The 23895-nt window shown below is 64.4% G+C and carries 25 protein-coding genes; 5 read left to right on the top strand and 20 right to left on the bottom strand.

Features of this window, described 5'->3' with window-relative positions:
• Positions 1-119 precede the first annotated feature (119 nt).
• Both groES and groL read left to right on the top strand, forming a co-directional pair.
• Complete coding sequence (gene groES, locus ACVMK0_RS02245) at positions 120-410, top strand: co-chaperone GroES (protein ID WP_029463242.1); 291 nt, start codon at positions 120-122, stop codon at positions 408-410.
• 43 nt (positions 411-453) lie between these two features.
• A complete protein-coding gene (gene groL, locus ACVMK0_RS02240; protein ID WP_045534675.1) occupies positions 454-2100 on the top strand; it encodes a chaperonin GroEL in 1647 nt (548 codons plus the stop codon).
• 115 nt (positions 2101-2215) lie between these two features.
• Here the strand turns inward: groL and ACVMK0_RS02235 are convergent, their stop codons facing one another.
• The 11 genes from ACVMK0_RS02235 to flgB all read right to left on the bottom strand — a co-directional run bounded on the left by ACVMK0_RS02235 (position 2216) and on the right by flgB (position 12526).
• Complete coding sequence (locus ACVMK0_RS02235; protein WP_476464152.1) at positions 2216-3166, bottom strand: flagellin N-terminal helical domain-containing protein; 951 nt, start codon at positions 3164-3166, stop codon at positions 2216-2218.
• A gap of 12 nt (positions 3167-3178) precedes the next feature.
• Complete coding sequence (gene flgK / locus ACVMK0_RS02230) at positions 3179-5089, bottom strand: flagellar hook-associated protein FlgK (RefSeq protein ID WP_476464151.1); 1911 nt, start codon at positions 5087-5089, stop codon at positions 3179-3181.
• Positions 5090-5101: 12 nt separating this feature from the next.
• Complete coding sequence (gene flgJ / locus ACVMK0_RS02225) at positions 5102-6001, bottom strand: flagellar assembly peptidoglycan hydrolase FlgJ (RefSeq protein WP_250959777.1); 900 nt, start codon at positions 5999-6001, stop codon at positions 5102-5104.
• 2 nt (positions 6002-6003) lie between these two features.
• On the bottom strand, positions 6004-7152 hold the full coding sequence (locus ACVMK0_RS02220) for a flagellar basal body P-ring protein FlgI (RefSeq protein ID WP_476464633.1): 1149 nt from the start codon (positions 7150-7152) through the stop codon (positions 6004-6006).
• Positions 7153-7286: 134 nt separating this feature from the next.
• Positions 7287-8009: a flagellar basal body L-ring protein FlgH gene (locus tag ACVMK0_RS02215; RefSeq protein ID WP_250959778.1), complete on the bottom strand. Its 723-nt coding sequence runs from the start codon at positions 8007-8009 to the stop codon at positions 7287-7289.
• Positions 8010-8099: 90 nt separating this feature from the next.
• Positions 8100-8882 (bottom strand): flagellar basal-body rod protein FlgG, encoded by a 783-nt coding sequence (gene flgG, locus ACVMK0_RS02210; protein ID WP_250959779.1) that lies wholly within the window; start codon positions 8880-8882, stop codon positions 8100-8102.
• Between the two features lie 30 nt (positions 8883-8912).
• A complete protein-coding gene (locus ACVMK0_RS02205; RefSeq protein WP_250959780.1) occupies positions 8913-9656 on the bottom strand; it encodes a flagellar basal body rod protein FlgF in 744 nt (247 codons plus the stop codon).
• A 38-nt stretch (positions 9657-9694) separates the two neighbouring features.
• Positions 9695-10969, bottom strand: coding sequence for a flagellar hook protein FlgE (flgE, locus tag ACVMK0_RS02200; RefSeq protein WP_476464150.1), 1275 nt, complete (start codon positions 10967-10969; stop codon positions 9695-9697).
• A gap of 31 nt (positions 10970-11000) precedes the next feature.
• A complete protein-coding gene (locus ACVMK0_RS02195) occupies positions 11001-11657 on the bottom strand; it encodes a flagellar hook assembly protein FlgD (RefSeq protein WP_250959782.1) in 657 nt (218 codons plus the stop codon).
• A 20-nt stretch (positions 11658-11677) separates the two neighbouring features.
• Entirely contained in the window at positions 11678-12085 is a 408-nt protein-coding gene (flgC, locus tag ACVMK0_RS02190) for a flagellar basal body rod protein FlgC (protein WP_250959783.1), read from the bottom strand.
• 12 nt (positions 12086-12097) lie between these two features.
• A complete protein-coding gene (gene flgB / locus ACVMK0_RS02185) occupies positions 12098-12526 on the bottom strand; it encodes a flagellar basal body rod protein FlgB (RefSeq protein ID WP_476464149.1) in 429 nt (142 codons plus the stop codon).
• A gap of 187 nt (positions 12527-12713) precedes the next feature.
• On the opposite strand from flgB, the gene flgA reads away from it, so the two are divergent.
• From flgA to ACVMK0_RS02170, 3 genes are all read left to right on the top strand, one after another.
• The gene (flgA, locus tag ACVMK0_RS02180) at positions 12714-13484 is read left to right on the top strand and encodes a flagellar basal body P-ring formation chaperone FlgA (RefSeq protein WP_476464148.1); all 771 of its coding nucleotides are present in this window, start codon (positions 12714-12716) and stop codon (positions 13482-13484) included.
• A gap of 103 nt (positions 13485-13587) precedes the next feature.
• Entirely contained in the window at positions 13588-13941 is a 354-nt protein-coding gene (gene flgM, locus ACVMK0_RS02175) for a flagellar biosynthesis anti-sigma factor FlgM (protein ID WP_082027169.1), read from the top strand.
• On the top strand, positions 13938-14387 hold the full coding sequence (locus tag ACVMK0_RS02170) for a hypothetical protein (RefSeq protein ID WP_045534653.1): 450 nt from the start codon (positions 13938-13940) through the stop codon (positions 14385-14387). Before flgM ends, ACVMK0_RS02170 begins: the two co-directional genes overlap by 4 nt.
• A 29-nt stretch (positions 14388-14416) precedes the next feature.
• Here the strand turns inward: ACVMK0_RS02170 and ACVMK0_RS02165 are convergent, their stop codons facing one another.
• The 9 genes from ACVMK0_RS02165 to motA all read right to left on the bottom strand — a co-directional run bounded on the left by ACVMK0_RS02165 (position 14417) and on the right by motA (position 23880).
• Entirely contained in the window at positions 14417-15133 is a 717-nt protein-coding gene (locus tag ACVMK0_RS02165; protein ID WP_045534651.1) for an RNA polymerase sigma factor FliA, read from the bottom strand.
• Entirely contained in the window at positions 15108-15848 is a 741-nt protein-coding gene (locus ACVMK0_RS02160; protein ID WP_476464147.1) for a hypothetical protein, read from the bottom strand. Before ACVMK0_RS02160 ends, ACVMK0_RS02165 begins: the two co-directional genes overlap by 26 nt.
• Positions 15841-17391 (bottom strand): flagellar biosynthesis protein FlhF, encoded by a 1551-nt coding sequence (gene flhF, locus ACVMK0_RS02155; protein ID WP_476464146.1) that lies wholly within the window; start codon positions 17389-17391, stop codon positions 15841-15843. The genes ACVMK0_RS02160 and flhF overlap by 8 nt, the downstream gene beginning before the upstream one ends.
• Entirely contained in the window at positions 17388-19484 is a 2097-nt protein-coding gene (gene flhA, locus ACVMK0_RS02150) for a flagellar biosynthesis protein FlhA (RefSeq protein WP_250959787.1), read from the bottom strand. The genes flhF and flhA overlap by 4 nt, the downstream gene beginning before the upstream one ends.
• Before the next feature lie 27 nt (positions 19485-19511).
• Positions 19512-20666 (bottom strand): EscU/YscU/HrcU family type III secretion system export apparatus switch protein, encoded by a 1155-nt coding sequence (locus ACVMK0_RS02145; protein ID WP_476464145.1) that lies wholly within the window; start codon positions 20664-20666, stop codon positions 19512-19514.
• 118 nt (positions 20667-20784) lie between these two features.
• On the bottom strand, positions 20785-21432 hold the full coding sequence (locus ACVMK0_RS02140; protein ID WP_476464144.1) for a protein phosphatase CheZ: 648 nt from the start codon (positions 21430-21432) through the stop codon (positions 20785-20787).
• A gap of 29 nt (positions 21433-21461) precedes the next feature.
• The gene (gene cheY / locus ACVMK0_RS02135; RefSeq protein WP_045534639.1) at positions 21462-21845 is read right to left on the bottom strand and encodes a chemotaxis response regulator CheY; all 384 of its coding nucleotides are present in this window, start codon (positions 21843-21845) and stop codon (positions 21462-21464) included.
• A 62-nt stretch (positions 21846-21907) separates the two neighbouring features.
• On the bottom strand, positions 21908-22954 hold the full coding sequence (gene motB / locus ACVMK0_RS02130) for a flagellar motor protein MotB (RefSeq protein ID WP_476464143.1): 1047 nt from the start codon (positions 22952-22954) through the stop codon (positions 21908-21910).
• Positions 22955-23019: 65 nt separating this feature from the next.
• The gene (gene motA / locus ACVMK0_RS02125) at positions 23020-23880 is read right to left on the bottom strand and encodes a flagellar motor stator protein MotA (protein WP_476464142.1); all 861 of its coding nucleotides are present in this window, start codon (positions 23878-23880) and stop codon (positions 23020-23022) included.
• Positions 23881-23895 lie beyond the last annotated feature (15 nt).

Below are 23895 nucleotides of genomic sequence, written 5' to 3'. Positions count from 1 at the left end.
GGTGGTTAGTGCTAACAACGGCCTCGGTCGGCGGCCTGCCCAAGGCAGCCGCGGCCGGCCCCCACGACTTTCGTAGCAACCGCACCTTTGTGTGTGCCTTTTTTGTGACAGGAGAACCCATGAAACTTCGCCCCCTCGCCGATCGCGTGATCGTCAAGCGCTTGGAACAGGAAACCAAAACCGCTTCGGGCATCGTGATCCCCGACAACGCCGCCGAAAAACCCGACCAAGGTGAAGTGCTGGCCGTCGGCCCGGGCAAGACCAACGACAAAGGCGAAACCAAAGCCCTGAGCGTGCAGGTCGGCGACCGCGTGTTGTTTGGCAAGTACAGCGGCCAGACCGTCAAGGTCGATGGCGACGAGCTGCTGGTCATGAAAGAAGACGACCTGTTCGCGGTCGTCGTGCGCTGAAGCGCGCCCCATTCACCCCCACTCATTTCAAGGATAGCAACAAATGGCAGCAAAAGACGTAGTTTTCGGCGGTGAAGCCCGCGCCCGCATGGTCGAGGGTGTGAACATCCTGGCCAACGCCGTGAAGGTGACCCTGGGCCCCAAAGGCCGCAACGTGGTGCTCGAGCGCAGCTTCGGCGCTCCCACCGTGACCAAAGACGGTGTTTCGGTGGCCAAAGAAATCGAGCTCAAAGACAAGCTGCAAAACATGGGCGCGCAGATGGTCAAGGAAGTCGCTTCCAAGACCAGCGACAACGCCGGTGACGGCACCACCACCGCCACGGTGCTGGCCCAAGCCATCGTGCGCGAAGGCATGAAGTACGTGGCCGCCGGCATGAACCCGATGGACCTCAAGCGCGGCATCGACAAGGCCGTCACCGCCCTGGTCGAAGAGCTGAAGAAAGCCTCCAAGCCCACCACCACCAGCAAAGAAATCGCTCAAGTGGGCGCGATCTCGGCCAACGCCGACGCCAGCATCGGCGACATCATCGCCAAGGCGATGGACAAGGTCGGCAAAGAAGGCGTGATCACGGTTGAAGACGGCAAGAGCCTGGACAACGAGCTCGACATCGTCGAAGGCATGCAGTTCGACCGTGGCTACCTCTCGCCCTACTTCATCAACAACCCCGAAAAACAAGCGGCGCTGCTGGACAACCCCTTCGTGCTGCTGTTCGACAAGAAAATCAGCAACATCCGCGACCTGCTGCCCACGCTCGAAGCCGTGGCCAAGGCCGGCCGCCCGCTGCTGATCATTGCCGAAGACGTCGAAGGCGAGGCGCTGGCCACGCTGGTGGTCAACACCATCCGCGGCATCCTGAAAGTGGTGGCGGTCAAGGCCCCGGGCTTTGGCGACCGTCGCAAAGCGATGCTGGAAGACATCGCCATCCTGACCGGCGGTAAAGTGATCGCCGAAGAAGTCGGCCTGACGCTCGAGAAGGTCACGCTGGCCGATCTGGGCCAAGCCAAGCGCATCGAAGTGGGCAAAGAAAACACCACCATCATCGACGGTGCCGGCGCTGAAGACGACATCCAAGCGCGCGTCAAGCAGATCCGCATCCAGATCGAAGAAGCCACCAGCGACTACGACCGTGAGAAGCTGCAAGAGCGCGTGGCCAAGCTGGCCGGCGGCGTGGCGGTGATCAAGGTCGGTGCCGCCACCGAAGTCGAGATGAAAGAGAAGAAAGCCCGCGTTGAAGACGCGCTGCACGCCACCCGCGCGGCCGTGGAAGAAGGCATTGTGGCCGGCGGCGGCGTGGCGCTGCTGCGTGCACGCCAAGCCATCGGCGCGGTCAAGGGCGACAACGCCGACCAAGAAGCCGGCATCAAGCTGGTGCTGCGCGCGGTCGAAGAGCCACTGCGCATCATCGTCGCCAACGCCGGTGGCGAGCCCAGCGTGGTCGTCAACTCGGTGCTGGCCGGCAAGGGCAACTACGGCTTCAACGCCGCCAACGACACCTATGGCGACATGATCGACATGGGCATTCTGGACCCGACCAAGGTCACGCGCACGGCGCTGCAAAACGCTGCGTCGGTGGCGGCGCTGATGCTGACCACCGAGGCCATGGTGGCCGAAGCCCCCAAAGACGACGCACCGGCCATGCCGGGCGGCGGCATGGGTGGTATGGGCGGCATGGGCGGCATGGACATGTGATGTCGCTGGCGTGAGCCACTGGTCGCCGGCACGGGCCTTCTGGGTTCGGGGCTGGCGAACCAAAAAAGCCGGGGAGCTGAAGAGCCTCCCGGCTTTTTTTGTGCGCGCCGCAAACTCAGGCGATGAACTGAAACAACGACAAACGCTGCACCTGAGCGTAAGACTGCAGCGCTGCTTGCAGCCCCAGTTGCCGCGTTTGGAAATCGGAGATCGCGCGCACCATGTCGAGGTCGGTGAGTTGCGACAGGGCCTGCTGCCCAGCCAGCGAGCGGTCTTGCAACATGCTGTCGATGCTGTCGGCACGTTGCAGCAATTCGCCCAAACGGCCGCGCACCAGCAGCAAACGGTCTTGGCCGGTTTGTAAATCGGCGTTGACATGCGCCAGCGCTGCCGTGCGCGCGGTTGCGCTCAAGCCCGTGTCTTCGAGCGTGTCAATGGCGCGCTGCATGATGGCAAACAGGTCGGTGTTGCCGACCACATCGGGGTCGACCGAGGCCAAGTTGTTCAAGGCAAAATCGCCATCGACGCGGTTGGGCAGCCCGACTTCGGTCGCCGCCGCTTGCCCGGCGAGCAGGCGCGTCGTGACGCCGGTCGGCGGCCCGACTTGCTCAAACGGCCGACCGCTGGCGTTGGTCACGCCCAAACCACCGAGCAAAGCGTTGCCCTCGGCGTCTTGCACATTGGCCAGGTTCAGCACCTGTTCGCGCAGGCCGCGCATCTCGAGGCTGATGGAATTGCGGTCGCTGCTGGTCAGCACCGAATTGCTGCCCTGCACCAGCAGCTCTTGAAAACGTGCCAAAAATTCGCCCATTTGAGCCACGGACCCTTCTGCCAATTGCAGACTGGAGCGCGAGCGCTCGAGCGCGCGCAAATCGGCATCGGTGCGCAAGATCCGGTTGTGCTCGCGCTCGGCCATGGTGGCGGCCACCGGGTCGTCGCTGGCGCGCAGCACGCGCTTGCCGGCCGAGAGCTTTTCTTGCAAATCGGAGAATTCGGCGCTGCGCTGGCTAATGCGGGCGATGCTGGCATCAAAGGCATTGGCAGTGGCGACGCGTGTGATGCTCATGGTTCCCCTCCTTTAACGACCAAAGCTGGCCAGCAAGGTATCAAAAATCGACTGCATGCTTTGCAGATAGCGCGCACTGGCTTGGTAAGCCTGCTGGAACTGCAGCAACCGCGCCGCCTCTTCGTCAAGGTTGACGCCAGCCTGATTGGCGCGCGCACTCTCGGCATTGAGCGCCAAGCGGGTGTGAAATTCGGAATCGGTTTGCGCCCGCTGCAAACCAGCCGCCACGGCGCTAAAGACCGGGATGTACCCATCCGACAGCATAAAACCGTCGATGGTCGCCAGGTCGCGCAGCGCCAGCAGCGCTTGGCCGTTGCCGGCATTCTGGCGCAAGTTTTCTGTGGGCAGCGGCTCACGCACGTTAAAGGTGTCGCCGACGGCTGGCGCGCCGCGCAGGGTGAGGCTGAAACCGCTGCCCACTATTGCTTGGCCCGAAACAAAAGCTTGCGTAGGTCCGCCGTTGATGGTGTAGCCGCCGGCAACAAAGGTGATCGTGGCCGGTACATCAGCAAACGGTGGCATTTGCCCGGTGGGCCGATACAGGGCCTCCACTTGTGCATTGCCAGAATTGCCCGCCGCCGCCGCAACCACCACCGGGCTGGACAGCGCCAGCTGCGAAGGCGCAGACAGATTCACCGCCATGGCAGCAGCCACGCCCCGAAACGGCCGCAGCAGCACCTCGGTTCCTGCAGCACCACTGGCCAGACCGCCAAAGCGCAGACCGTCCAAGGACAAATCGGTGGTCGGCGCGGCAAAGGCGACGCTGAAGCCATCGCTGATGCGGGTCAGGTTGCCAGCACCAGCACCCGTGAAAGTGACCCGGTAGTCCGATGCCCGAAACTGCGTCGGTGCGTCAGCGGCAGGGTCCATGCCCACGCTCACGTTCAATGCCGTAGGAGGCGTCACGGTGTTGACCACTGGCACCACGGCCTGGGTCCAGTAGCTGGCCGCAAGGGGCCGGAAAAAATCCTGCCCCTCCTGACCATTCAAATCCAGACCTTGACGGTGCTGGCGATTCGTCAGCTCGAGTGTGGCCAGGGCCAAGCGCCCGAGTTGGTTGCTCACGCCAGCCACATCGTCATTGAAAAAAGTCAGGGCCCCGCGCAGCGTGCCGCCACCGATCAAATCGTCGTTGAGCACGGTGGCAGCGTTGCCAAAGCCCACGGTGTAACGGCCATCGGGGCTGATGCTCTCGGAGCCCACCAGCGCCGTGGCGCGTGAACCCAGCACCAGCGGCATGCTTCCTCCGACAAACACCGTCATCGAACGGTCGTCGGCCTCCAAAGTATGCACTTGGATGATGCGATTCAGGTCTGCCAGCAACCGGTCGCGCTGGTCGAGCAAGTCGTTGGGCGGAACACCGGCAGCAAAACCATCGACGATGCGCTGATTCATCTGCGCAACCCCGACGCTGAGCTGGTTGATTTGGGCAAGGCTGGCATCTAGCTGGGCGCGGGTGGTGGTGCGCAACTGCTCGAGCTGTTCGGCGCTGCCATTGAGGCGCCGTGCAAGGTCGTCGGCGCCCGTGAGCACCACGGCGCGTGCCGTTTGGTTGGTGGGCGAGGCCAGGGCATCTGCCCACGAATTCAAAAAACCATTGAGCTGCTGCCCTAGGCCAGCGGCACCCATGGGGAACAGGGCTTCGAGCGCTTGCAAGCGCTGATAGCGCAGTTTGGATGCCTCGGAAGCCGCCGCCGTGATGTTGGCCTCGCGCGTGAGGAACTGGTTGAAGGCACGCTCCACCCCAGCCACCTGCACCCCTCGACCGAAATAGCCGATACCAAACTGCTGCCCTGGCACTTGCTGCAAGCTCACGGTTTGGCGGGAAAAGCCGGGCGTGTTGGCGTTGGCGATGTTGTGCCCAACCACCTGCAACGCGGCCTGGTTGCTCAATAAGCTGGTGACGCCGATGTTGAAACTCATGACAGCCTCCGCTTAGCCCAGGGCTCGCTTGACGTTGAGGGTGGCGTTGATCATGCGCTCGAGCTTGGCGGCGTAGCGCGGATCGGTGGCGTAGCCGGCCTCTTGCACCTCACGGGCAAAGGCGTGGGGCGAGTGCAGGTTTTGCATCACTTCGGCGTAGCGCGGGCTGCGCCCGATCAGGCGCGCGTAGTCGCGAAAGGCATCGATCGGGTTATCGTAAGCGCGAAAGCGCTGCACCATGCGCTGCGGCGCGCCGTTGACGTACTCGGTGGTGGTGATCTCGGCCACGCGCCCGCGCCAGCCCGGTGTGGCCTTGATGCCAAAGAGGTTGAAGCTGTCGGAGCCGTCGGCGTTGCGGATCGGGCTGCGGCCCCAGCCGGTCTCGTGCGCGGCCTTGCCGATCATGAAACTGGCCGGGATGCCGCTCTCGCGCTCGACCTGCTGCGCCGCCTGGCGGTGCTGGGCCACGAAGCTGGCTTGGGCTTGGCTCGGGGTGGCAAACGGCGGCCGCGCGGCAACGGCTGCAGCGGGCGCATGGGCCGCTGCCGGGCCGGCGCTGGCAGGCTCCTGCGCGCCCTGGGTTTGCTGCATCAGTTGGCGTTCGATCATTTCACCCAAGCCCCTGGGCAGGCCGGTGAGCTTGACCGCCCATTGCTCGTCGAGCAACTGGCTGCCCAAGCCACCGGCTTCGTCGCCCATCAGTCCGGTACTCATCGTCGCTTCGCGCATGCTCTTGAGCAGTTCGCGCATAAAAAGGGCCTCGAACTGGCGCGCGGTCTCGCGGATGGCGGCGCGGCTGTCGCGCCCGGCCAGCTGGTTGAGTTGGTTGAGCGAGTTGCTGTCGGCGGCCAGCCCGCGCTGCTGCGCCAGCACCAGCGCAGCGCCCGAGGCAGCGGCAGGCTGGGTGTTCATGCTCAGATCACCTCGAGTTCGGCGCGCAGCGAGCCGGCCGCGCGCAAGGCTTGCAGAATCGAGACCAGATCCATCGGCGTGGCCCCCATGGCGTTGAGGGCGCGCACCACCTCGCTGAGTTGGGTGCTGGCGGGCAGTTGGATCAGCGCCCCGCCCTCTTGGCCGATCTGCACCTCGGCCTGTTCGACCACCACCGGTGGCGTGCCGGGCGGGGCAAACGACGGTGGCATGGCCACTTGCGGCGTAACGCGGATGGTGACCGTGAGGTTGCCGTGCGCCACCGCCGCCGGGGCCAGGGTCACGCTCTGGTTCATGACCACCGAGCCGGTGCGCGAATTCACCACCACGCGCGCCGTGGGCGGCGCCAGCTGCAGGGGCAACTGCTCGATATCGGCCAAAAAGGCGACGCGCTCGTTGGGGTCGGTCGGGGCGCGCAGGCGCACCACGCGGCCGTCGAGCGCTTGCGCCGTGCCCGCGCCCTTGGCTTGGTTGATCGACAGCGCCACCCGGCGCGCGGTTTGAAAGTCGGCGGCGTTCAGGTTCAGGTCGATGGTGGTGCCGAGCAAAAAAGGCGTGGGCACGCTGCGCTCCACCTGGCCGCCGTTGGGGATGCGACCCACACTCAAGTGGTTGATCACCACCTGGGCGCCGGCGGCTGCGGCCCCGGCGCCGCCGACGATCAAATTGCCCTGTGCCAAGGCGTAGATCTGGCCATCGACCCCGCGCAAGGGCGTGGTGATGAGGGTGCCGCCGCGCAGCGAGCGCGCATTGCCGATCGACGACACCGTGATATCGATGGCCTGCCCCGGCTGGGCAAAGGCCGGCAGCTGCGCCGTGACCAGCACCGCCGCCACGTTGCGCGGCTGAAAGTTGGCGCCCGGCGGCAGGCTCAGGCCGTGTTGCTCGAGGTAGTTGCGCAGCGACTGCGCGCTAAAGGGCATTTGGGCCGCTTGGTCGCCGGTGCCATCGAGCCCCACCACCAGCCCATAGCCGGTCAGCGGGTTGCTGCGCACGCCCTGCACCGAGGCCACGTCTTGAATGCGCGTGCTGGCGTGCAGTGCGCCAACGGCGACGAACAGCAAACCGACCACCAATGCGGCCGAGCGCAAGAACCCAAACAACCCCAAGCTGCGACCCGCAGTCCCAAGCATCAGACCCGCCACCCGAGACACGGCGGCAACACTGGGCTGGTCGGCTTGTGTTGGGGTAAAACGGTTCATCGTGCGAGCTCCGGTGCGGGGTGTGCGGCTGCAAGCCGAACCCGATGAACCGATTGTGTAAAACTTTAGAACGGCATAAGCGTTAAAAAGAAGCGTGAAAGCCAGCCAAATGTGTGCGCGTCGGCCTGCGCGCCGCGGCCACGCGAGAGCACGCGCACGTTGGCCACCTGAGTGGACTGAACCGTGTTGCCGGGCCGGATGGTGCGCGGATCGACCGTGCCCGAAAACTGCAGCACATCCACGTTTTGGTTCACGCCGATCTGTTTTTCGCCCACCACCACCAGGTGCCCGTTGGGCAGCACCTGCGTCACCACCGCCGTGATGCTGCCGGCAAAGGTGTGGGTGGCTTCGGTCGAGCCGTCGGCGTTGAAGGTGTTTTCGGTCTCGGCCGCAGCATTCAGGCGTCCGAGTTCGCGTGCGCGCGCCAGCGGAAAGGCGGTCACCCCGGCGCTGAGTTCCGAATTGCGGTTGACCGTGGTCGCACTCTCTTGCGTGGCGCTGACGCGTTCGCTGATCTGGATCGTGAGCGCATCGCCCACCAAGCGCGCGCGGTGGTCCTCAAAGCCCGGACGAAAGGTGGCGGCGGCAAACAAGCTGCCGTTGAGCGGTGCCGCCGGTGCGGCCTGCGCCTGCGGGAAGTCGAGGGTGCGCGGCGCCGGCACCAGATCGACCTGGGGCACTTGCGACAGGGTTTCGCAGCCGCTCAAAACCAGCGCGCCCAACAGGGTCACCAGCAGCACCGACCCACGTGGGCCGCTGCGTACGGGTCGTGCAAAATGCACAGCCATGGGCCTGCGCGGCAGTAAGGGATTCATGATGCGTAATCCGGAAGGTCGGCTGGGTTTAAGGGCGCGGTTGCGGAATCGCTTCAACCCGCTTCAAATCTGCGCCAACCGCGCCAGCATCTGGTCCGAGGTCTGGACGGCGCGCGAGTTGAGTTCGTAGGCACGCTGGGTCTGGATCATGGCCACCAGCTCTTGCACCACATTCACGTTGGAACTCTCCAAAAAGCCCTGCAGCACCGGGCCGCGCCCTTCGCTGCCGGGTGCACCCACAGCCGCCTCGCCCGACGCAGCGGTTTCAGTAAACAGATTTTGGCCGCGCGGCTCCAGCCCCGCCGGGTTGATGAAGGTGGCGAGTGTGATCGTACCCGCCGGTTGCGGCGCCGGGTTGGTGCCCACCAGCACCGTCACCTGACCGTCTGCGCCGATGGTGACGCTGCGCGCATCGCGCGGAATGGTCACAGCGCCGATCACTGGCATGCCGCTGTTGTTCACCAAGCGGCCCTCGGCGGTGATCTTGAAGCTGCCGTCGCGCGTGTAGGCGGTGCTGCCGTCGGGCATTTCGATCTGGAAAAAACCGTCGCCGTTGATCGCCACGTCGAGCTGGTTTTCAGTCTTTTGCAAGCTGCCTTGGGTAAAGGTGCGCGCGGTGGCCACGGTGCGCACCCCCAGCCCGAGCTGCAAACCGGTGGGCAGCTCGGCCTGTTCGGCGTTGGGGGCCCCGACCTGACGCAGATTTTGGTAGATCAAGTCTTCGAACATGGCGCTGCTGCGCTTGAAGCCCGTGGTCGAGACGTTGGCCAAGTTGTGCGAAATCACGTCGAGCTGGGTTTGCTGCGCGCGCATGCCGGTGCTGGCGATCTGCAAGGCGTTGATCATGGTGTGCTCCTAGGGTGCAAAGGGCCGGGTTTAGCCCTGCAGGTTCAACAGTCGGGCGGCGGTTTGGTCGTTGCGTTCGGCGTTTTGCAGCATGCGCAGTTGCAGTTCGAACTGGCGCGCCACGCTGATCATGCCGACCATGGCCTCGACCGGGTTCACGTTCGAACCCTCGAGGGCGCCGTCGATCAGCGTGGCCGTGGCGTCTGCCGGCAGCGGGCCGCCGTCGGCGCCGCGGAACAGGCCGTCGTTGCCGCGCACCAGACGCTGCGCCGCGTCGTCGGGCGTGACCAGCTTGAGGCGTCCGAGCGCCTGCGGCGGCTCCTCGCCCACGCGCGCGCTCACCGTGCCGTCGCTGGCGATCATCACCTGGGCGTTGGCCGGCACCGCGATGGGGGCCGCGCCGTCGTCGAGCATCGGCAAGCCGTTGACGCCCACCAGCTGCCCTTGGGCCGACACCTGCAAGGCACCGGCGCGGGTGTAGGCCTCGGTGCCGTCGAGCGCCTGCACAGCAAAAAAGGCACGCCCGGCAGCGGCCACATCGAGGTTGCGCCCGGTCTGGTTGATCGGCCCAGGGGTGTCGAGGTGGCCGGCGGTCGCTTCGAGCGCAAAGGCGCGCGTGCTCGCCCCCTCGCCGCGCAGCGGCACCGAGCGGAAGGTGGACATCTCGGCGCGAAAGCCGTTGGTGCTCACGTTGGCCAGGTTGTGTGTCAGCGCCTGCTTGCGGTGCATGGCCGCGTTGGCCCCCGACAGGGCTAGATAGATCATGCGGTCCATGCTCGGGCTCCTCGGCGTTTAGTGCGCAGCTTGCGGCATCAGCGCATATTGACCAGGGTCTGCAACACCTGGTCCTGCGTGCGGATGGTCTGCGCGTTGGCCTGGTACGAGCGCTGCGCGACCATCATGTTGACCAGCTCTTGGGTCAGTTCGACGTTGGATTCCTCCAGCGCATTTTGGCGCACCAAACCCACTCCGCCTTCTTGCGGACCGCCCAATGTGGGAGGTCCCGATGCAAAGGTCTGCGCCCAGAAGCCGCCATTGATCGGCTGCAAGCCCTGCAAGTTGCGAAAGTTGGCCAAAGCGACCTGGCCTTCGGCGCGCGAAATGCCGTTGGAGTAGCGCGCCATGACCACGCCGTTTTCAGCGATATCGATCGAGGTCAGATCGCCGGCGGCATAACCATCTTGGGTCAGGGCAAAAACACCAAAACGGGAGCCGAACTGGGTCAGGGTGGGGGTGCCGGCAGAGTCTTCCAGAGTGAGGGGAATGGTGAGCGCTGAACTCGGCACGGTGGCGGGAGCGACCGCCGCCGGAATCGTGATGTTCGATATGGCTGAAGAAGCCAACTGACCATTGGCACCAAAAGTCAGGGCGCCGCCGCCTGCCAACAAGCTGTTGCCATTGTCCAAGCTGGCTGCAATTTGCCAGGTGTTGGCGGCCGTTTTAACAAAATAAAGCTGCACGGCAATCGGGCTGCCTTGCGCATCAAACGCATTGAGCGCGGTACCAAAGCGCTTTTGGGACTCCGTCAGGGGGGCTGTCGGAGGCGACTCAATCGCCGCACCCGCGTCGAGGTTGGCCGTGATCTCTATGCCTCGACTCAAGGGGTTGGACCCCGTGATGCCAGAGGCTCGTGGCGGAATCGGCTGCCCGGTGGGCAGCGTCAGGTCTCTGGTCACGGCGCTGGTGCGCTGACCCAACGCGTCGGTGTCAAAACCTTGCAGGCGCGCGCCGGTGTTGGTGACGATAAAACCGTCTTTATCGAGTTTGAACTCACCGTTTCGGGTAAACAGTGGGCTGCCATCGGGGGCATTGACTTGGAAAAACCCGGCCCCGTTGATGGCCAGATCGAGCTGATTGCCGGTTATTTTGAGGTTGCCCTGCGTAAACAGTTGCGCTATCGCGGCCACTTGCACCCCCATGCCGGCGCTGGCTCCGCCAGTCGCGCCCAAAGCGGCGGCATAAACCTCGGCGAACTCGGCCCGGCTGGCTTTCATGCCGGTGGTGTTGGCGTTGGCGATGTTGTGCCCGATCACCTGGAGGTTGCGTGCAGCCGCGTTCAGGCCTGACAAACCGGTTTGAAAACTCATGTCGTGCTCCAATCAATGCTGGGAATATTGTTCATAAAAAGGCCAGCACGTCTTGCTGCTTGAGGGTACTGCCGTCGGCGGCGCGCAGATGCACTTGGCCTTCGATGATGCCGACCGATTCGATGCGCTGGCGCGCCAGCGGCATGGCCGTGAGCGCCTGGCCATTGGCCATGGCGTGCACCTGCATCGAGGCCACGCGCGCCGCATCCACACCTTCGGGCACCCAGTCAAAGTGTTGCAAACCGGCGCCGCGCGGGCCCAGACTGGTGCTGCCCAGCAACTCGCCCGCATGGCCCAGCACATCGACGCGCACGCTGTCGCTGGCTTGGGGCAGGCTGAAACTGCCCTGCACCACGCCGTTGTGCACACTCAGCGCATTGCCCTGGGCCACCACCTGGCGCCCGACCAAGCTGGCGGCCTGCGCCGCTTGCGTCTGGCCAAACTGCTCGGCCAGCGACTTGACGGTTTGGTTGAGCTGCTGGATGCCGGTGACGGTGTTGATCTGCGCCATCTGGCTCGTCATCTGCGCGTTGTCCATGGGGTTGAGCGGGTCTTGGTTGCTCAACTGGGCCACAAATAGCTTGAGAAAACGGTCTTGCGCCGCTTGCGGATCGGTGGCCTGGCCTTGCGCGCCGCCTTTGGCGTTGTAGGCGTCGATCTCGGTGCGGCTCAGGGCAGACATAAACATGGCGAGGCTCCGGTGTGCGCTTATTGGCCCATCTGCAGCGTGCGCAGCAGCAGGTGTTTGGCGGTGTTCATGACTTCGACGTTGTTCTGGTACGAGCGCGAAGCCGAGATCATATTGACCATTTCTTCGACCGGGTTGACGTTCGAGTGCGTCACGTAGCCCTCGCCGTCGGCGTTGGGGTGCTGCGGGTTAAACACGCGCCGGTTGGGTACCTGGCTTTCGATCACGTCTTGCACCCGCACCCCTTGCGAAGCCGGGTTGTTGCCCATGGGCACGGTCTGAAAAACCACCTGGCGCGCGCGGTAGGCCTGCCCATCGGGCCCGGCCACGGCGTCGGCGTTGGCCAAGTTGCTGGCCACGGTGTTGAGGCGCTGTGACTGGGCGCTGATGGCGCTGCCCGAGACGCTGAAAATGGTGAACATCGACACGATGGTGCTCCTTTACTGGCCTTGGATGGCACTGAGCATGGTGCGCACGTGGCCGTTGATGAAGCGCAGCGTGGACTCGTACTGCACCGCGTTGTGGATGAAGTTGGCGCGCTGCTGGTCTAGGTCCACGGTGTTGCCGTCGAGGCTGGGTTGGGTCTGGACGCTGTACTGCACGCGGTTGCGATCCGGTACGTCGGCCAGGGTTGCAGACGTGCGCAGGTGGCGGGCGTCGCCGCCGGTGAGCACTGGCATGGCCCCGGCGCGCAACTCGGGGCCGCGCGAGCGCACGCTGTCCATCGCTTGGCGAAAATCGAAGTCGCGCGCCACAAAGCCGGGCGTGTCAGCATTGGCAATGTTGCTGGCCAACACCTGCTGGCGGTGGGCCCGCAACTGCAGCGCGTCCGAGAAGAACTCGAGACGCCGGGTCAGTGGCTCAAACATCTTGCGCTCCTGCGGCTTGCGGTTGGGGGGCGCTTGCAGCGAATTCGGCCCCGATGCCGCGATTGTGGAAAACTTGAGCCCTTGTTAAGCCTTGAATAAGCGGCCCATTGGCCGGCTATTTCCGCTCAACCCGCACCCACGACTGGGCTACAGTGCTGCGACACCGTCCATACCCACACCTGCCCCCATGCGCCCGAACCCACTCTGCCCCTGCCAAAGGCCGCAGCGCAGCCGCGTGCGGCATGCTGCCCTGCTGCTGGGGTGGGTATTGGCGCTCGCAATGGGCTTGAGCGGTGCCGCCGCCTCCACCCAGCCCAGCCCTGCACACCAGGCCTGGTCGCAACAGACTGAGCGCTGGATCAACGAACAGCTGATCGCCCAAGCCAGCTCCGACTTGCCCTTGCGCCCCGAGGTGGTGGTTGGGCGCTTCGACAGCCGTCTGCAATTGGCCCCATGCGCTCGCGTCGAACCCTTTATGCCCAACAACACGCGGCTCTGGGGCCGCACCCGCATCGGGCTGCGCTGCGTGCAAGGCCCGGTGGCTTGGACGGTGTTTTTGCCCATCGAGGTGCGCGCCTGGGGCCCGGCTTGGGTCATCCGCCAGCCAGTGCGAGCCGGTACCACCTTGACCCAGTCCGACTTAGAGCTCACCGAGATCGACTGGGCCGCGCACCCCTCGCCACCGCTGACCCGCTCCGAGCAATGGCTGGGCCTGGCGGCGGTCAGCGCGCTGCAACCTGGGCAAGTGCTGCGCAACGGCATGGTGCGCGCACCGCAAATGTTTGCCTCGGGCAGCCAAGTAAAATTGCAACTCGATGGCGCGGGCTTTACACTAAGCGCCAGTGGTACCGCGCTCAGCCACGGGGTGCTCGGCCAAGCGGTGCGGGTGCGGCTACCGAATCGGCAAATCGTGAACGGGGTGGTCATCAACGCCGACACAGTCGCTGTACGCCTGTGACACCAGCGCCATAGCCAGAACCGCAAAAAAAGGTTAAAGTCGGGCTTCATTCGGCCGATAAGGCTCTCAAGTGCCCCTCTTATCTGGGGGTTTGGAGCGCGTCATGAACGTCAATCACCTCACCGACAAGCCTGCTGCAGTTAGTCCGTCCACGCGAATGTTGGATCGGGCAGCCGTGCCCGCTCAGGCGGTTGGCAGCACCGGGTCCGCAACCGCGGCCAGTGTCGAGGTGCGGCTTTCGGCCGTGACCCAGACCATGACCAATAACGTGGCGCGCTCCGGCGCCGACGTTTTCAACGCCGAAAAGGTGCAGGCCATGCGCAGCGCAATCCAAAACGGTTCGTTTTCGGTCAACGCCGAAGCCATCGCCGATCAGGTGCTGGTTCAGGCGCGTGAAATGCTCGGCGTGGCGGCCTCTGCACCCCGCTCTGAAACCGGCTCTGCCCCCATGCGATGAGCAACCCGGGTTTGGTGCGCAAGCCCCCGCCCACCCCTGCTGGCGACCCCGGTTGGCGCGCGGCACTTGAGACCTTGACGGCCTTGCGCGGGGCTGTTGCTGCGGTGCAGCGCTTGGCGCTGGAATCTATAGATGGCGAAAACGCGGATGCCTTGGTTGCTGCCGTCGCAGAACTGAACCGGTCTATGGCCCACCACCTGCCGCTGCTGCAGAAAACCGCCACGCAGGGCGCGGCCGTACCTGCTGAGGTTGCATTGCAATTGCAGCGCCTAGGCGCCGATATCCAGCAAATCAGCCAGACCAACACCCGCCTGTCGGCACAAGCGCAGCGTGCGCTTGATGTGCTTTTCCCAGCCGACGCCGTCAAAGCCTATAGCCGCTTGGCTGGGCGCGCCAGCCCTTTCGCCTCGAGCAACGGGGCAGCATCGGGCTACTTCAAAACCTGAAACACCGAAGCTGTTTGGGCCCGCGTGCTTTAGTGGGCACGAAGCCGGGCCCGCAGCCGGGCGATCGACTGGCTGTGCAACTGGCTCACGCGCGACTCGGTCACACCCAATACGGCAGCGATCTCTTTGAGGTTCATGTCATGTTCGTAATACATGCTCATCACGTGCTGCTCGCGCTCGGGCAGTTTGTTGATGCCCTCGACCAAGGCCGCACGCATGCGCTGCACGCTCAACTGAGCCTGTGGGTTGGCACCTTCGTCCGCGGGCAGAAAGCGGTCGAGAAACGGCTCGTCTTCCGTCCCGCCGGTCAAGTCCTCGAGATAGACCAGCTGCGAGCCGCGCACCCGGCCCAGCATCTCCTGGTATTCGGGCAGCGACAGCCCGAGCTCGAGCGCGATCTCGGATTCACGCGGCGCCCGCTGCAGGCGCTGTTCCAGCCGTTGCACCGCCGCCTCGATGTCTTTTTGTTGCTTGCGCGAGCTGCGTGAGAGCCAGTCGCCGTCGCGCAACTCGTCGAGCATGGCGCCACGGATGCGCTGGCTGGCAAAGGTCTCGAATTGCACCCCTTGCGCCGGGTCGTAGCGCGTCAGGGCTTCGTTGAGACCGATCATCCCAACCTGGATCAGGTCATCGATATCGACGCTGGCGGGCAGTCGCGCCATCAAATGATGCGCCAAACGGAGCACCAAAGGGCTATGGCGTCTGAGTTGGGCATCGCGGTCAAGCGTGCCTTTGGCGGTGTACATCAGAAACTGAGCGGGTCTGGTCGGCTGAAAGCGCGAAAAACTGGTGTGAAAAGGAATGTACATGGGGTTGTCTCACGCTATCTTGCAGCACCAACGCCGTTTCCAGAACCCGTTGCATGCAGGATTCGCCAGCCGCTGGGTCCAAGACACCCCGCTGACGATCATACCCGAGTGGCCACACCGCTGGCCTCAGACCCAGGTGACGCAAAGCCTGCTGACGCAGTGTTCGAACCGGATCTGGCTCTATGCCTCGATCCCAATTCGCAGACTGGCTCGCGGCTAGGTCGGCATCGGGCAGCCACAGCACCAGCGCCTGCAGGGCCGCCACCTGCCACAACACCTTGATGGCGTTGTAGGCACTCACCAAGCTCGCCGGGGCCGCATTGAGCAGCACCAGCGGGCGCGCCTGGGTATCGGCCAACCGCACCGCCCACGCCTCCAGCGGGGCCTGCCAGAGCAACACCCCAGATTCGGGCAGCGCCTGCTCCGACTGCTCCAGCCAAACGCTCGACTTGGAAAGCGCGCCACCGGTCTCGGGCATGCCATCGAGCGGCAGCACGCTTAAGCCCAAATTCATCAAACCGTCTTCGAGCCGCAGCAGTGCCGCCTGCGCCAGCGCCGGGTCGGGGTTGTGCACCACCGGCAACAAGCGCTTGGGGGGCTGCAAGTGCAGGGCCGCGAGCCCTGTGGCTTGGTCGAAGCCGGATTCAAACATGGCGGCCATCCAAAGGCACCCGCACCTGGCCCGATTCGGTAAAGTAGAAGGGCAGCTCGGCCTCTTTGGGGTCAAAAGACGATTTGCTGCTGGTGGCCATTGATAAACGCACCAGCGTCGGGGCATCAGGGCGCTGCCAGTCCTCTGGCACGCGCTGACCCGTGCTCAGGCCGCGCAGCACCAGCTGGTGCCGGATCAAGGTGTCGAGCGCCGGCCCGAGCTTCGCGGCTTCATCGAGTTTGGACAAAATCACGCCGTGTAGGCCGCTGCCCACGTAGGCGTGCACCACCTCGTCGAGCGTGTCGCCGTGGGCGCCGGCGTTGAGCACCAGCAGTTTTTTGATGCTGGGTGAGTCCAGCAGCTCCATCATCTCGGCGATGCGTGGGTCTTTTTGCCCAAGCCCGGCGGTGTCGATGATCACCATGCGCTTGTTGGCCAGCAGCTCGAGCAAGTCTTGCAGCGCCGCGCGGTCGTGCGCCAGGTGCGCCACCACGCCCAGCATGCGGGCATAGGAGCGCAGCTGCTCGTAGCCGGCCACGCGGTAGCTGTCGAGCGTGATCAGGCCGACGCTGCTGGGCCCATAGGTCTGCACGCACTGCGCCGCCAACTTGGCGGCGGTGGTGGTTTTGCCCACTCCGGTGGCTCCCACCAGCGCAAACACCCCGCCCTCGTCGCACAGCTGGCCCGCTTCGCGGTGGGTGCGCAGGTTGCGCGCCAACACCTCTTGCGTCCAGCGAAAGGCCTCGGCAGGAGCGTAGCGCTCGGGCAGGCGCTCCATCACGGCGCGCGCCACCGTGGGCGAGTAACCGCAGCGGATGAGTTTGAGCAGCAGACCGGCCTCGATCGGGTTTTGCTTGGCCTGACCGAGCCAAGCCAAGGTGCTCAGGCGCTCTTCCATCAGCGTTTGCAGCTTGTCGATTTGCTCGGTCAGGCGCGCAGCGGCATTGGGCGTGGCTTCAGCCTTGGGAATTTTGGGCGCTTCGGGCGCCGGACTGGACTGCGCAGGCCGAGCTTTGGGCTTGGTTGCTTCAGGCGCGGACTGGGTGAAGCGCAAGCGGAAGTCGTGCTCGTCTGGCTGGACCCGAAAGCCATCGCGCTCGGGCGCTGCGAGGCGTGGAGGCGCCGCGCCCTGGGCGTGAGTGGGCTCGCTGGGCATGGGCTCCGAACGCTGGGGACTTTGCATGGCTTCGCGGCGCTTGCGCAGCATGCGCTCGCGCACATAGTCTTGGAACGACAAGGTGCTCATGGCCATGGCTTCGGTGTCTTGGGCCACGCTGCTGCCCGCCAACTTGCGCGGCAACTGGCTCTCGGCGCGCTGCTGCAGGTTGGCGCGCTGCATGCGCTCATCAGGATGCTGTGGCGGCTTGGATACGGCCGCGACCTGCGTGCGCAACTGCCCAAGGTCTTCTTCGCTGGTGGCCACCACTTCAAAGCCCTGATCAACGGAGCGGCTCGACAAAATCACGGCGCTGTCGCCAAAGGTGGCCTTGGCCAGCGCCATGGCTTCGCGCGAGTTGGGGGCTATAAAGCGTTGGGCGTTCATGCGGGCTCTCCAAGTATTGGGCCGATGCGGATCAAATGGGTGTCAGGAATTTCGCTGTGCGCCAGCACCTGCAGGCGGGGCGCCGCGCGTTTGAGCAGGCGCGCCATGGCGCTGCGAATGGCGTCGGGCACCAGCAGGCAGGCCGGGATGCCTTTCTCTTCCTGCCGGTTCGAGACCTGGGCCGCCGACTGGGTGAGCAGTTCGGCCACGCCGGGGTCGAGCGCACCCGAGCCCTGCCCGCTCAGGGCCTGGGTGAGCAAGCGCTCGAGCCCGGGCTCGATGGCGATCACTTCCAGTTCGCTCACCGGGCCGTAGATTTGCTGCACGATGGCGGGCGCCAGCGCCTGCCGAATGCGCCGCGCCAGTTCGGCCGGGTCTTGCGTCTGGCCGGCGTGTTCGGCCAAGGCCTCGACGATGGTGCGCACGTCGCGGATGTGCACCGACTCTTCGAGCAGCAGCTGCAGCACCTTGTGAAATACGCCGATGGGCACCATGGCCGGAACCACTTCCTCGATCAGTTTGGGGGCCAGTTTGGCCACGTGCGCCACCAGCTCCTGCACCTCGGTGCGGCTCAGCAATCTGGCGGCATGGACTTGCATCAAGTGTGACAAATGCGTGGCCAGCACGGTCTCGGAATCAACCACGGTGTAACCGGCCATTTGCGCGTTTTCTTTTTGCCGTTCCTCGATCCAGTGCGCCGGCAGGCCAAAGGCTGGGTCGGTGGTGGCGGTGCCGATGAGCGGGGTGCGGATGTGCCCCGGGTTGATGGCCATGAACTGGCCCGGGAACACCTCGCCCTCGCCCACCACCACGCCGCGCAGGGCGATGCGGTAGCTGCTCGGGCGCAGCTCGAGGTTGTCGCGCACGTGCACGGGCGGCGGCAAAAAGCCCACGTCTTGGGCGAATTTTTTGCGCACGCCCTTGATGCGCGTGAGCAGATCGCCTTGGCGCGCTTTGTCCACCAGCGGAATCAGGCGGTAGCCCAGCTCGAGGCCCAGCAGATCGACCGGCTGCATGTCGTTCCACGAGGCCTCGCCATCGCTCGGCGCGGGGGCATTGGCCTGAAGCTGCGCCTGCGCGCTGGCGGCCTGGGCCTGGCGCTGCTGCCAGCCGATCCAGAACGCCATCCCCCCGAGGGCAAAGGCAAAGCTCAGAAACACCACATTGGGCATGCCCGGAATGATGCCCAGCAAAAACAGCACCAGCGCGCTGATCCCCAGCACCTTGGGCGAATCGAACACTTGGCCGACGATCTGCTGCCCCAAGTCTTCTTCTTTGCCCACGCGCGAGACCACCATCGCCGCCGCCACCGAGATCAGCAGCGCCGGCACCTGCGCCGCCAGCGCGTCGCCGATGGCCAGCGTGATGTAGGTGGCCGAGGCATCGCTGGCGCTCATGCTGTGCTGCAACATGCCGATCGCAAAACCACCGATCATGGTGATGAGCAGGATCAGGATGCCGGCGATGGCGTCGCCGCGCACAAACTTGGCGGCACCGTCCATGTTGCCAAAAAAGTCGGCTTCTTCGGCCACTTCGGCGCGGCGCTGCTTGGCCTCTTTGTCGGTGATGATGCCGGCATTGAGGTCGGCGTCGATCGCCATCTGCTTGCCCGGCATGGCGTCGAGCGTGAAGCGCGCGCCCACTTCGGCGATGCGCTCGGCGCCTTTGGTGACCACCACAAAGTTGATCACCACCAGGATCAAGAACACGATCACGCCCACGGCAAAGTTGCCACCGACCAAAAAGGTGCCAAAGGCCTCGATCACGTTGCCGGCGGCCCCTGTGCCTTGGTGCCCTTCCATCAGCACCACGCGGGTCGAGGCGACGTTGAGCGCCAGCCGCATCAACGTGGTGAGCAGCAGCACGGTGGGGAAGACGATGAAGTCCATCGCCCGCCGCATGTAGGCGGCCACCATCATCACCATCAGGGCGATGGCGATGTTGAGGGTAAAGAGCAGGTCGAGCAGCCACGGCGGCAGCGGCAGCACCAGCATGGCCAGCACCAGCATCACCAGAATGGGCACCGCGATCACGGCGGCATAACCGCTGCCGGGGCCAAACCAGCGTTGTAGGGTTTGCAATAGGGCGTTCATGGGAGCATCGTGTTGGAGCGCGCGGGCTTAGGCCTGCGCCGGTGCCACGTCGTGGCCCTGATGCGGGTCGAGCTCGGGGGGCACGTGGGGCTTGGGCGGCTGGCCCGGCATGGGGCCTTGGCCGCGCAGCGCGGCGCGCAGGCGGTAGACATAGGCCAACACCTGGGCCACGGCGGTGAACAGCGCCGCCGGCACCTGCTGGTTGATTTCGGTGTGGGCAAACAGGGCGCGTGCCAGCATGGGGGACTGCAACACCGGCACCTGGTGCAGCTTGGCCATGTCGCGGATGCGCAGCGCGTTCAGGTCGGCCCCCTTGGCAATCACGTGCGGCGCGACCATGGTTTTCTCGTCGTACTTGAGCGCCACGGCGTAGTGGGTCGGGTTCATCAGCACCAGGTCGGCGGCCGGCACCTGGGCCACGCTGCTGCCTTGCGCCAGTTCACGCTGGCGTTGCATGCGTTTGGCGCGCAACCACGGGTTGCCCTCGGTTTCCTTGTGCTCCTCGACCACCTCTTGGTGCGACATCTTGAGGTTGCGCCGGTGCAGGTACTGCTGCAGTGGCACATCGATCAGGGCCACCAGCAGCAACACCAGCAGCAAACCACCGACACCCAGCATGAACCACTGCCCCAACTGCACGATCGAGCTCTCGAGCGGGCGCAGCAACAAGGAGCCAAAAGCCGGCAAATGGCTGCTCACAAACCACCAACCCACCAGCGCCAACAAGACCGAAACCGCAAGCAGCTTGAGCAGTTCAAACAGCTGCTGCATCGAAAACAGCCTTCCAAAGCCGCTGATGAGGCCGATTTTGCTCAAATCGAGCTCCAGCGGTTTGAAGCTCCAGGCAAAGGAGCCCGCCGCCACCATCGATAGAGCCGCCAACACCGCCACCGCCAGCGCCAATGGCAAGTAGTACAGCAGGGCGGTGTACATGGCCAGCGCCAGCACCTCGAGCATGACCTCCGGGTGGCGCAGCGACTCGGCGTTGAAGCGGTAGCTGATGCGCACGACTTCGCTCATGCGCTCGTAGGCCCAAGCGGTGCTGAGCCACAGCAGCACCATGCCACCGGCCACCACCACCAGATTGCTTAAATCTTTGGCGCGCGGCACCTGACCGTCCTCGCGCGCCTTTTGCAGGCGCCGCGGGGTGGCGGGTAGGTTTTTGTCTTGGGAGGATTCCATGGGCGGCCGACGCTGGGTTGACCGCATTGTCTGGTGCGCGCCAGATTTCTAAAGCCCGATTAGCCCCTCCTAAACCGGGCTGTTTGCACTTAACACGCGCCTCTGGCAGGCGTGATTTTTAGAACCCGAGGCTGGCGAGCAGATCGTCCACTTGGGACTGGTCGGTGACCACGTCGCTGCGGCCTTCGGGGTCGACCACCGGGCCCGCCAGCTGCTCGCGCCGCACGCCACCAGGGGCCGACGCAGCAAGCGCGGCGGGCTGCGGCGCCGCCTCGGACTGCGCGTGCGCGGCCGATTCGAGCAGCAGTTGCAGCAACTGCTCCTCGATCGCGGCGGCCAGCGTCACCACCTTTTTGATCACCTGCCCGGTGAGGTCGTGAAAGTCTTGCGCCAACATGATTTCGGTCAGGTGCGCGTCGGTGCGCTCGGTGCTGTGCTGGATTTTTTGCGTCCACTCGAGCAGTTCGGGCATGGCCCATTTGAGGCCCGGCACGGCGCCGATGGTGTCGAGCAGTTGCTGGCTGTGCTGGCGCACGGCGTCTTGCTCGGCCTTGGCCTCATCGACGCGGTTGAGCACCTTTTCGGCCGCATCGCCGGTCAGGCGCGCGATGTATTGCAGGCGGCTGCGGGCATCGGGCAGTTCATCGACGGCCCCCTTGAGCACCGGGGTGTAGCCCAGCTCGTTGAGCGCGTCGTGCAACTGGCGCGTGATGCGCCCGAGTCGCTGAAACATTTCGGTCTGATGTTCGTGCGTGTGCTGATCCATATCCCTGCCCTGTGCCTGCCCTTGCGCGCTCACCAGCCCATTTTTTTGAAGATATTGGCCAGCTTTTCTTCCAGCGTGGCTTTGGTGAAGGGCTTGACGATGTAGCCGGCCGCACCCCCTTGAGCAGCAGCGATGATGTCTTCTTTGCGCGCCTCGGCCGTGACCATGAGCACCGGCAGGTGTTTGAGCTTGTCGTCGGCCTTGATCTGCGTCAGCAGCTCAAAACCGTTCATATTGGGCATGTTGATGTCGGAGACGACAAAATCGAACTTGCCGTTGCGCAACTTGTGCAAGGCCACCACGCCGTCTTCAGCCTCGTCGGCATCGGCATGGCCGATTTCCTTGAGCAGGTTGCGCACGATGCGGCGCATGGTGGAGAAGTCGTCAACGATAAGAAAACGCAATTCGGGCATGGCTATATCCAGTACGGGGTACGTGGGTGTCGAGTGTAACTATACCTGCTGTAGGCTCGAGCTCAACGAGCACCCACCGGCGGCGCCAAGTTGGGCAAAGGCGGCAAGGTGACGGTGCCCGGAGTGGCACCCTGTCTGGCTGGGGCGGGTGGCTCCGGCGGTGACGCGGCGCCAGGAGCAGGAGCAGCCGTCGGTGTTGCAACACCTGCAGGGGCAGCAGGAGGGGTGCCTTCGATGGCGCGCGTCATGCGTTCTTCGGCGTCTTGCGTCAGCACCAGAATGCCGATGCGGCGGTTGCGCGGATCCAGCGGCGCCTCGGGCAGCAAGGGCTGGCTCGGGCCCATGCCCACCACGCGGGCGATTCTGGCTTCGGGCAAACCAGCCGCCATCAGCTCGCGCCGCGAGGCATTGGCGCGATCGGCTGACAGCTCCCAGTTGCTGTAGCCCAACACGCCGCGCCCAAAGGGGGTCGCGTCGGTGTGACCAGAGATCGATATGCGGTTACCTACTTCAGCCAAAGCCACTGAAATTTCTCGCAAAATGCTGCGCAAATGGGGTTGAACCACGGGGCTGCCAAGCTCGAACATCGGGCGGTCGCGCTCATCGACGATCTGGATGTAGAGCCCATCTTGGACCATTTCGAGCCGAATTTGCTCACCGTACTCGGCCAGTTGCGGGTTGGCTGCAATCGCCCGCTCGATCTGGCCGCGCAGATTTTCAATGCGCTGGCGATCAAGTGCCAGTTGAGCTTGGCGCAATTGCTGTTCGTAGAGTGCTTGCTGCAGCTGCTGTAAAGTTGGAACGTCAGGCGGAGTCAGTGGCGCTTCGGGGCGCAGCAAGTCTGCGCCGCCACCGGGCAACACCGTGGCAGCACCCGCACCAGGCTGACCCATCAGGGCCACCATGATCGGAATGTTGAAGTGGTCGGCAATGCCGCCACGCTGCTCCTCGGTGGTAGAGCCCAACAGCCAGAGCAGCAAAAAGAGCGCCATCATCGCCGTCACGAAGTCGGCGTAGGCGATTTTCCAAGCGCCGCCGTGCGCACCATGCGCCGCTTTCTTGATGCGCTTGATGATGATGGGCTGCAGCGGCTTGCCGGTGGCGCTCATGGTTGCGTCTCAATGGGGCGGGGGCTGGGGGCTGTAGGTTGGGGCTGAATTAGGGTGCAGGGACTTCATTTCTTTTGCTTGACGTGCCCTTCGAGCTCGAGAAAGCTGGGCCGTTCCGCCGAGTAAAGCACCTTGCGCCCAAACTCGATCGCCGTCATGGGGGGGTAGCCCTGCATGCTGGCCAGCAGCGCGGTCTTGATGCACTGCAGCTCTTTGGTATCCTCATCGAGCTTTTGCTCCAAGGTGCCAGACAGCGGCTCGAAAATCGCATAACCCAGAAAAATCCCCAAAAACGCACCCAGCAAGGCTGCGCCGATCTTGGCCCCCAACACCTCGGGCGGCTCGGTGACCGAACCCATGGTTTGGATCACGCCCATCACAGCGGCCACGATGCCAAAGGCCGGCAGCGCACCCGCCAAGCGCGCATACGCCGCCACCACCACATGGCCCTCGTTGTGGTGGGCCTCGATCTCGCTGTCCATGATGGACTCGATCTCGTGCGCGTTCAGGTTGCCCGAAACCATCATGCGCAAATAGTCGGTGATGAACTCGACTGTGTGGTGGTCGGTGGCGATCGCCGGGTATTTCTGGAACAAGGCAGAATCTTGCGGATTTTCGACGTCGGACTCGATCGCCATCAGGCCTTCTTTGCGCGCTTTTTGCAAGATGTCGTAGAGCAAGGCCAGCAGCTCCATGTAGCGCGCCTTGGTGTACTTGGAGGATTTCATGGCGCGGCCAATGCCGGCCAGCGCGCCCTTGAGCACCTTGGGCTCGTTGTTGATGACGAAGGCGCCCAAGGCCCCGCCCATGATGATCATCATCTTGACCGGGAGCGCGATCAAAATCGGGCCCATCTTGCCGCCGGCAATCACATAACCGCCGAAGATGCAGCCTATGCCAAATAACAAACCAAAGATCAGCTTCATGCGTCTTGCCGCCTT

This window comes from Serpentinimonas sp. SSL01, assembly GCF_056323735.1.
This window is presented reverse-complemented; position numbering and strand designations above follow the sequence as displayed.

Coding starts and splice junctions, on each gene's coding strand:
- groES (WP_029463242.1), top strand. CDS start 120: ATGAAACTTCGCCCCCTCGCCGATCGCGTGATCGTCAAGCGCTTGGAA.
- groL (WP_045534675.1), top strand. CDS start 454: ATGGCAGCAAAAGACGTAGTTTTCGGCGGTGAAGCCCGCGCCCGCATG.
- ACVMK0_RS02235 (WP_476464152.1), bottom strand. CDS start 3,166: ATGAGCATCACACGCGTCGCCACTGCCAATGCCTTTGATGCCAGCATC.
- flgK (WP_476464151.1), bottom strand. CDS start 5,089: ATGAGTTTCAACATCGGCGTCACCAGCTTATTGAGCAACCAGGCCGCG.
- flgJ (WP_250959777.1), bottom strand. CDS start 6,001: ATGAACACCCAGCCTGCCGCTGCCTCGGGCGCTGCGCTGGTGCTGGCG.
- ACVMK0_RS02220 (WP_476464633.1), bottom strand. CDS start 7,152: ATGCTTGGGACTGCGGGTCGCAGCTTGGGGTTGTTTGGGTTCTTGCGC.
- ACVMK0_RS02215 (WP_250959778.1), bottom strand. CDS start 8,009: ATGGCTGTGCATTTTGCACGACCCGTACGCAGCGGCCCACGTGGGTCG.
- flgG (WP_250959779.1), bottom strand. CDS start 8,882: ATGATCAACGCCTTGCAGATCGCCAGCACCGGCATGCGCGCGCAGCAA.
- ACVMK0_RS02205 (WP_250959780.1), bottom strand. CDS start 9,656: ATGGACCGCATGATCTATCTAGCCCTGTCGGGGGCCAACGCGGCCATG.
- flgE (WP_476464150.1), bottom strand. CDS start 10,969: ATGAGTTTTCAAACCGGTTTGTCAGGCCTGAACGCGGCTGCACGCAAC.
- ACVMK0_RS02195 (WP_250959782.1), bottom strand. CDS start 11,657: ATGTTTATGTCTGCCCTGAGCCGCACCGAGATCGACGCCTACAACGCC.
- flgB (WP_476464149.1), bottom strand. CDS start 12,526: ATGTTTGAGCCACTGACCCGGCGTCTCGAGTTCTTCTCGGACGCGCTG.
- flgA (WP_476464148.1), top strand. CDS start 12,714: ATGCGCCCGAACCCACTCTGCCCCTGCCAAAGGCCGCAGCGCAGCCGC.
- flgM (WP_082027169.1), top strand. CDS start 13,588: ATGAACGTCAATCACCTCACCGACAAGCCTGCTGCAGTTAGTCCGTCC.
- ACVMK0_RS02170 (WP_045534653.1), top strand. CDS start 13,938: ATGAGCAACCCGGGTTTGGTGCGCAAGCCCCCGCCCACCCCTGCTGGC.
- ACVMK0_RS02165 (WP_045534651.1), bottom strand. CDS start 15,133: ATGTACACCGCCAAAGGCACGCTTGACCGCGATGCCCAACTCAGACGC.
- ACVMK0_RS02160 (WP_476464147.1), bottom strand. CDS start 15,848: ATGTTTGAATCCGGCTTCGACCAAGCCACAGGGCTCGCGGCCCTGCAC.
- flhF (WP_476464146.1), bottom strand. CDS start 17,391: ATGAACGCCCAACGCTTTATAGCCCCCAACTCGCGCGAAGCCATGGCG.
- flhA (WP_250959787.1), bottom strand. CDS start 19,484: ATGAACGCCCTATTGCAAACCCTACAACGCTGGTTTGGCCCCGGCAGC.
- ACVMK0_RS02145 (WP_476464145.1), bottom strand. CDS start 20,666: ATGGAATCCTCCCAAGACAAAAACCTACCCGCCACCCCGCGGCGCCTG.
- ACVMK0_RS02140 (WP_476464144.1), bottom strand. CDS start 21,432: ATGGATCAGCACACGCACGAACATCAGACCGAAATGTTTCAGCGACTC.
- cheY (WP_045534639.1), bottom strand. CDS start 21,845: ATGCCCGAATTGCGTTTTCTTATCGTTGACGACTTCTCCACCATGCGC.
- motB (WP_476464143.1), bottom strand. CDS start 22,954: ATGAGCGCCACCGGCAAGCCGCTGCAGCCCATCATCATCAAGCGCATC.
- motA (WP_476464142.1), bottom strand. CDS start 23,880: ATGAAGCTGATCTTTGGTTTGTTATTTGGCATAGGCTGCATCTTCGGC.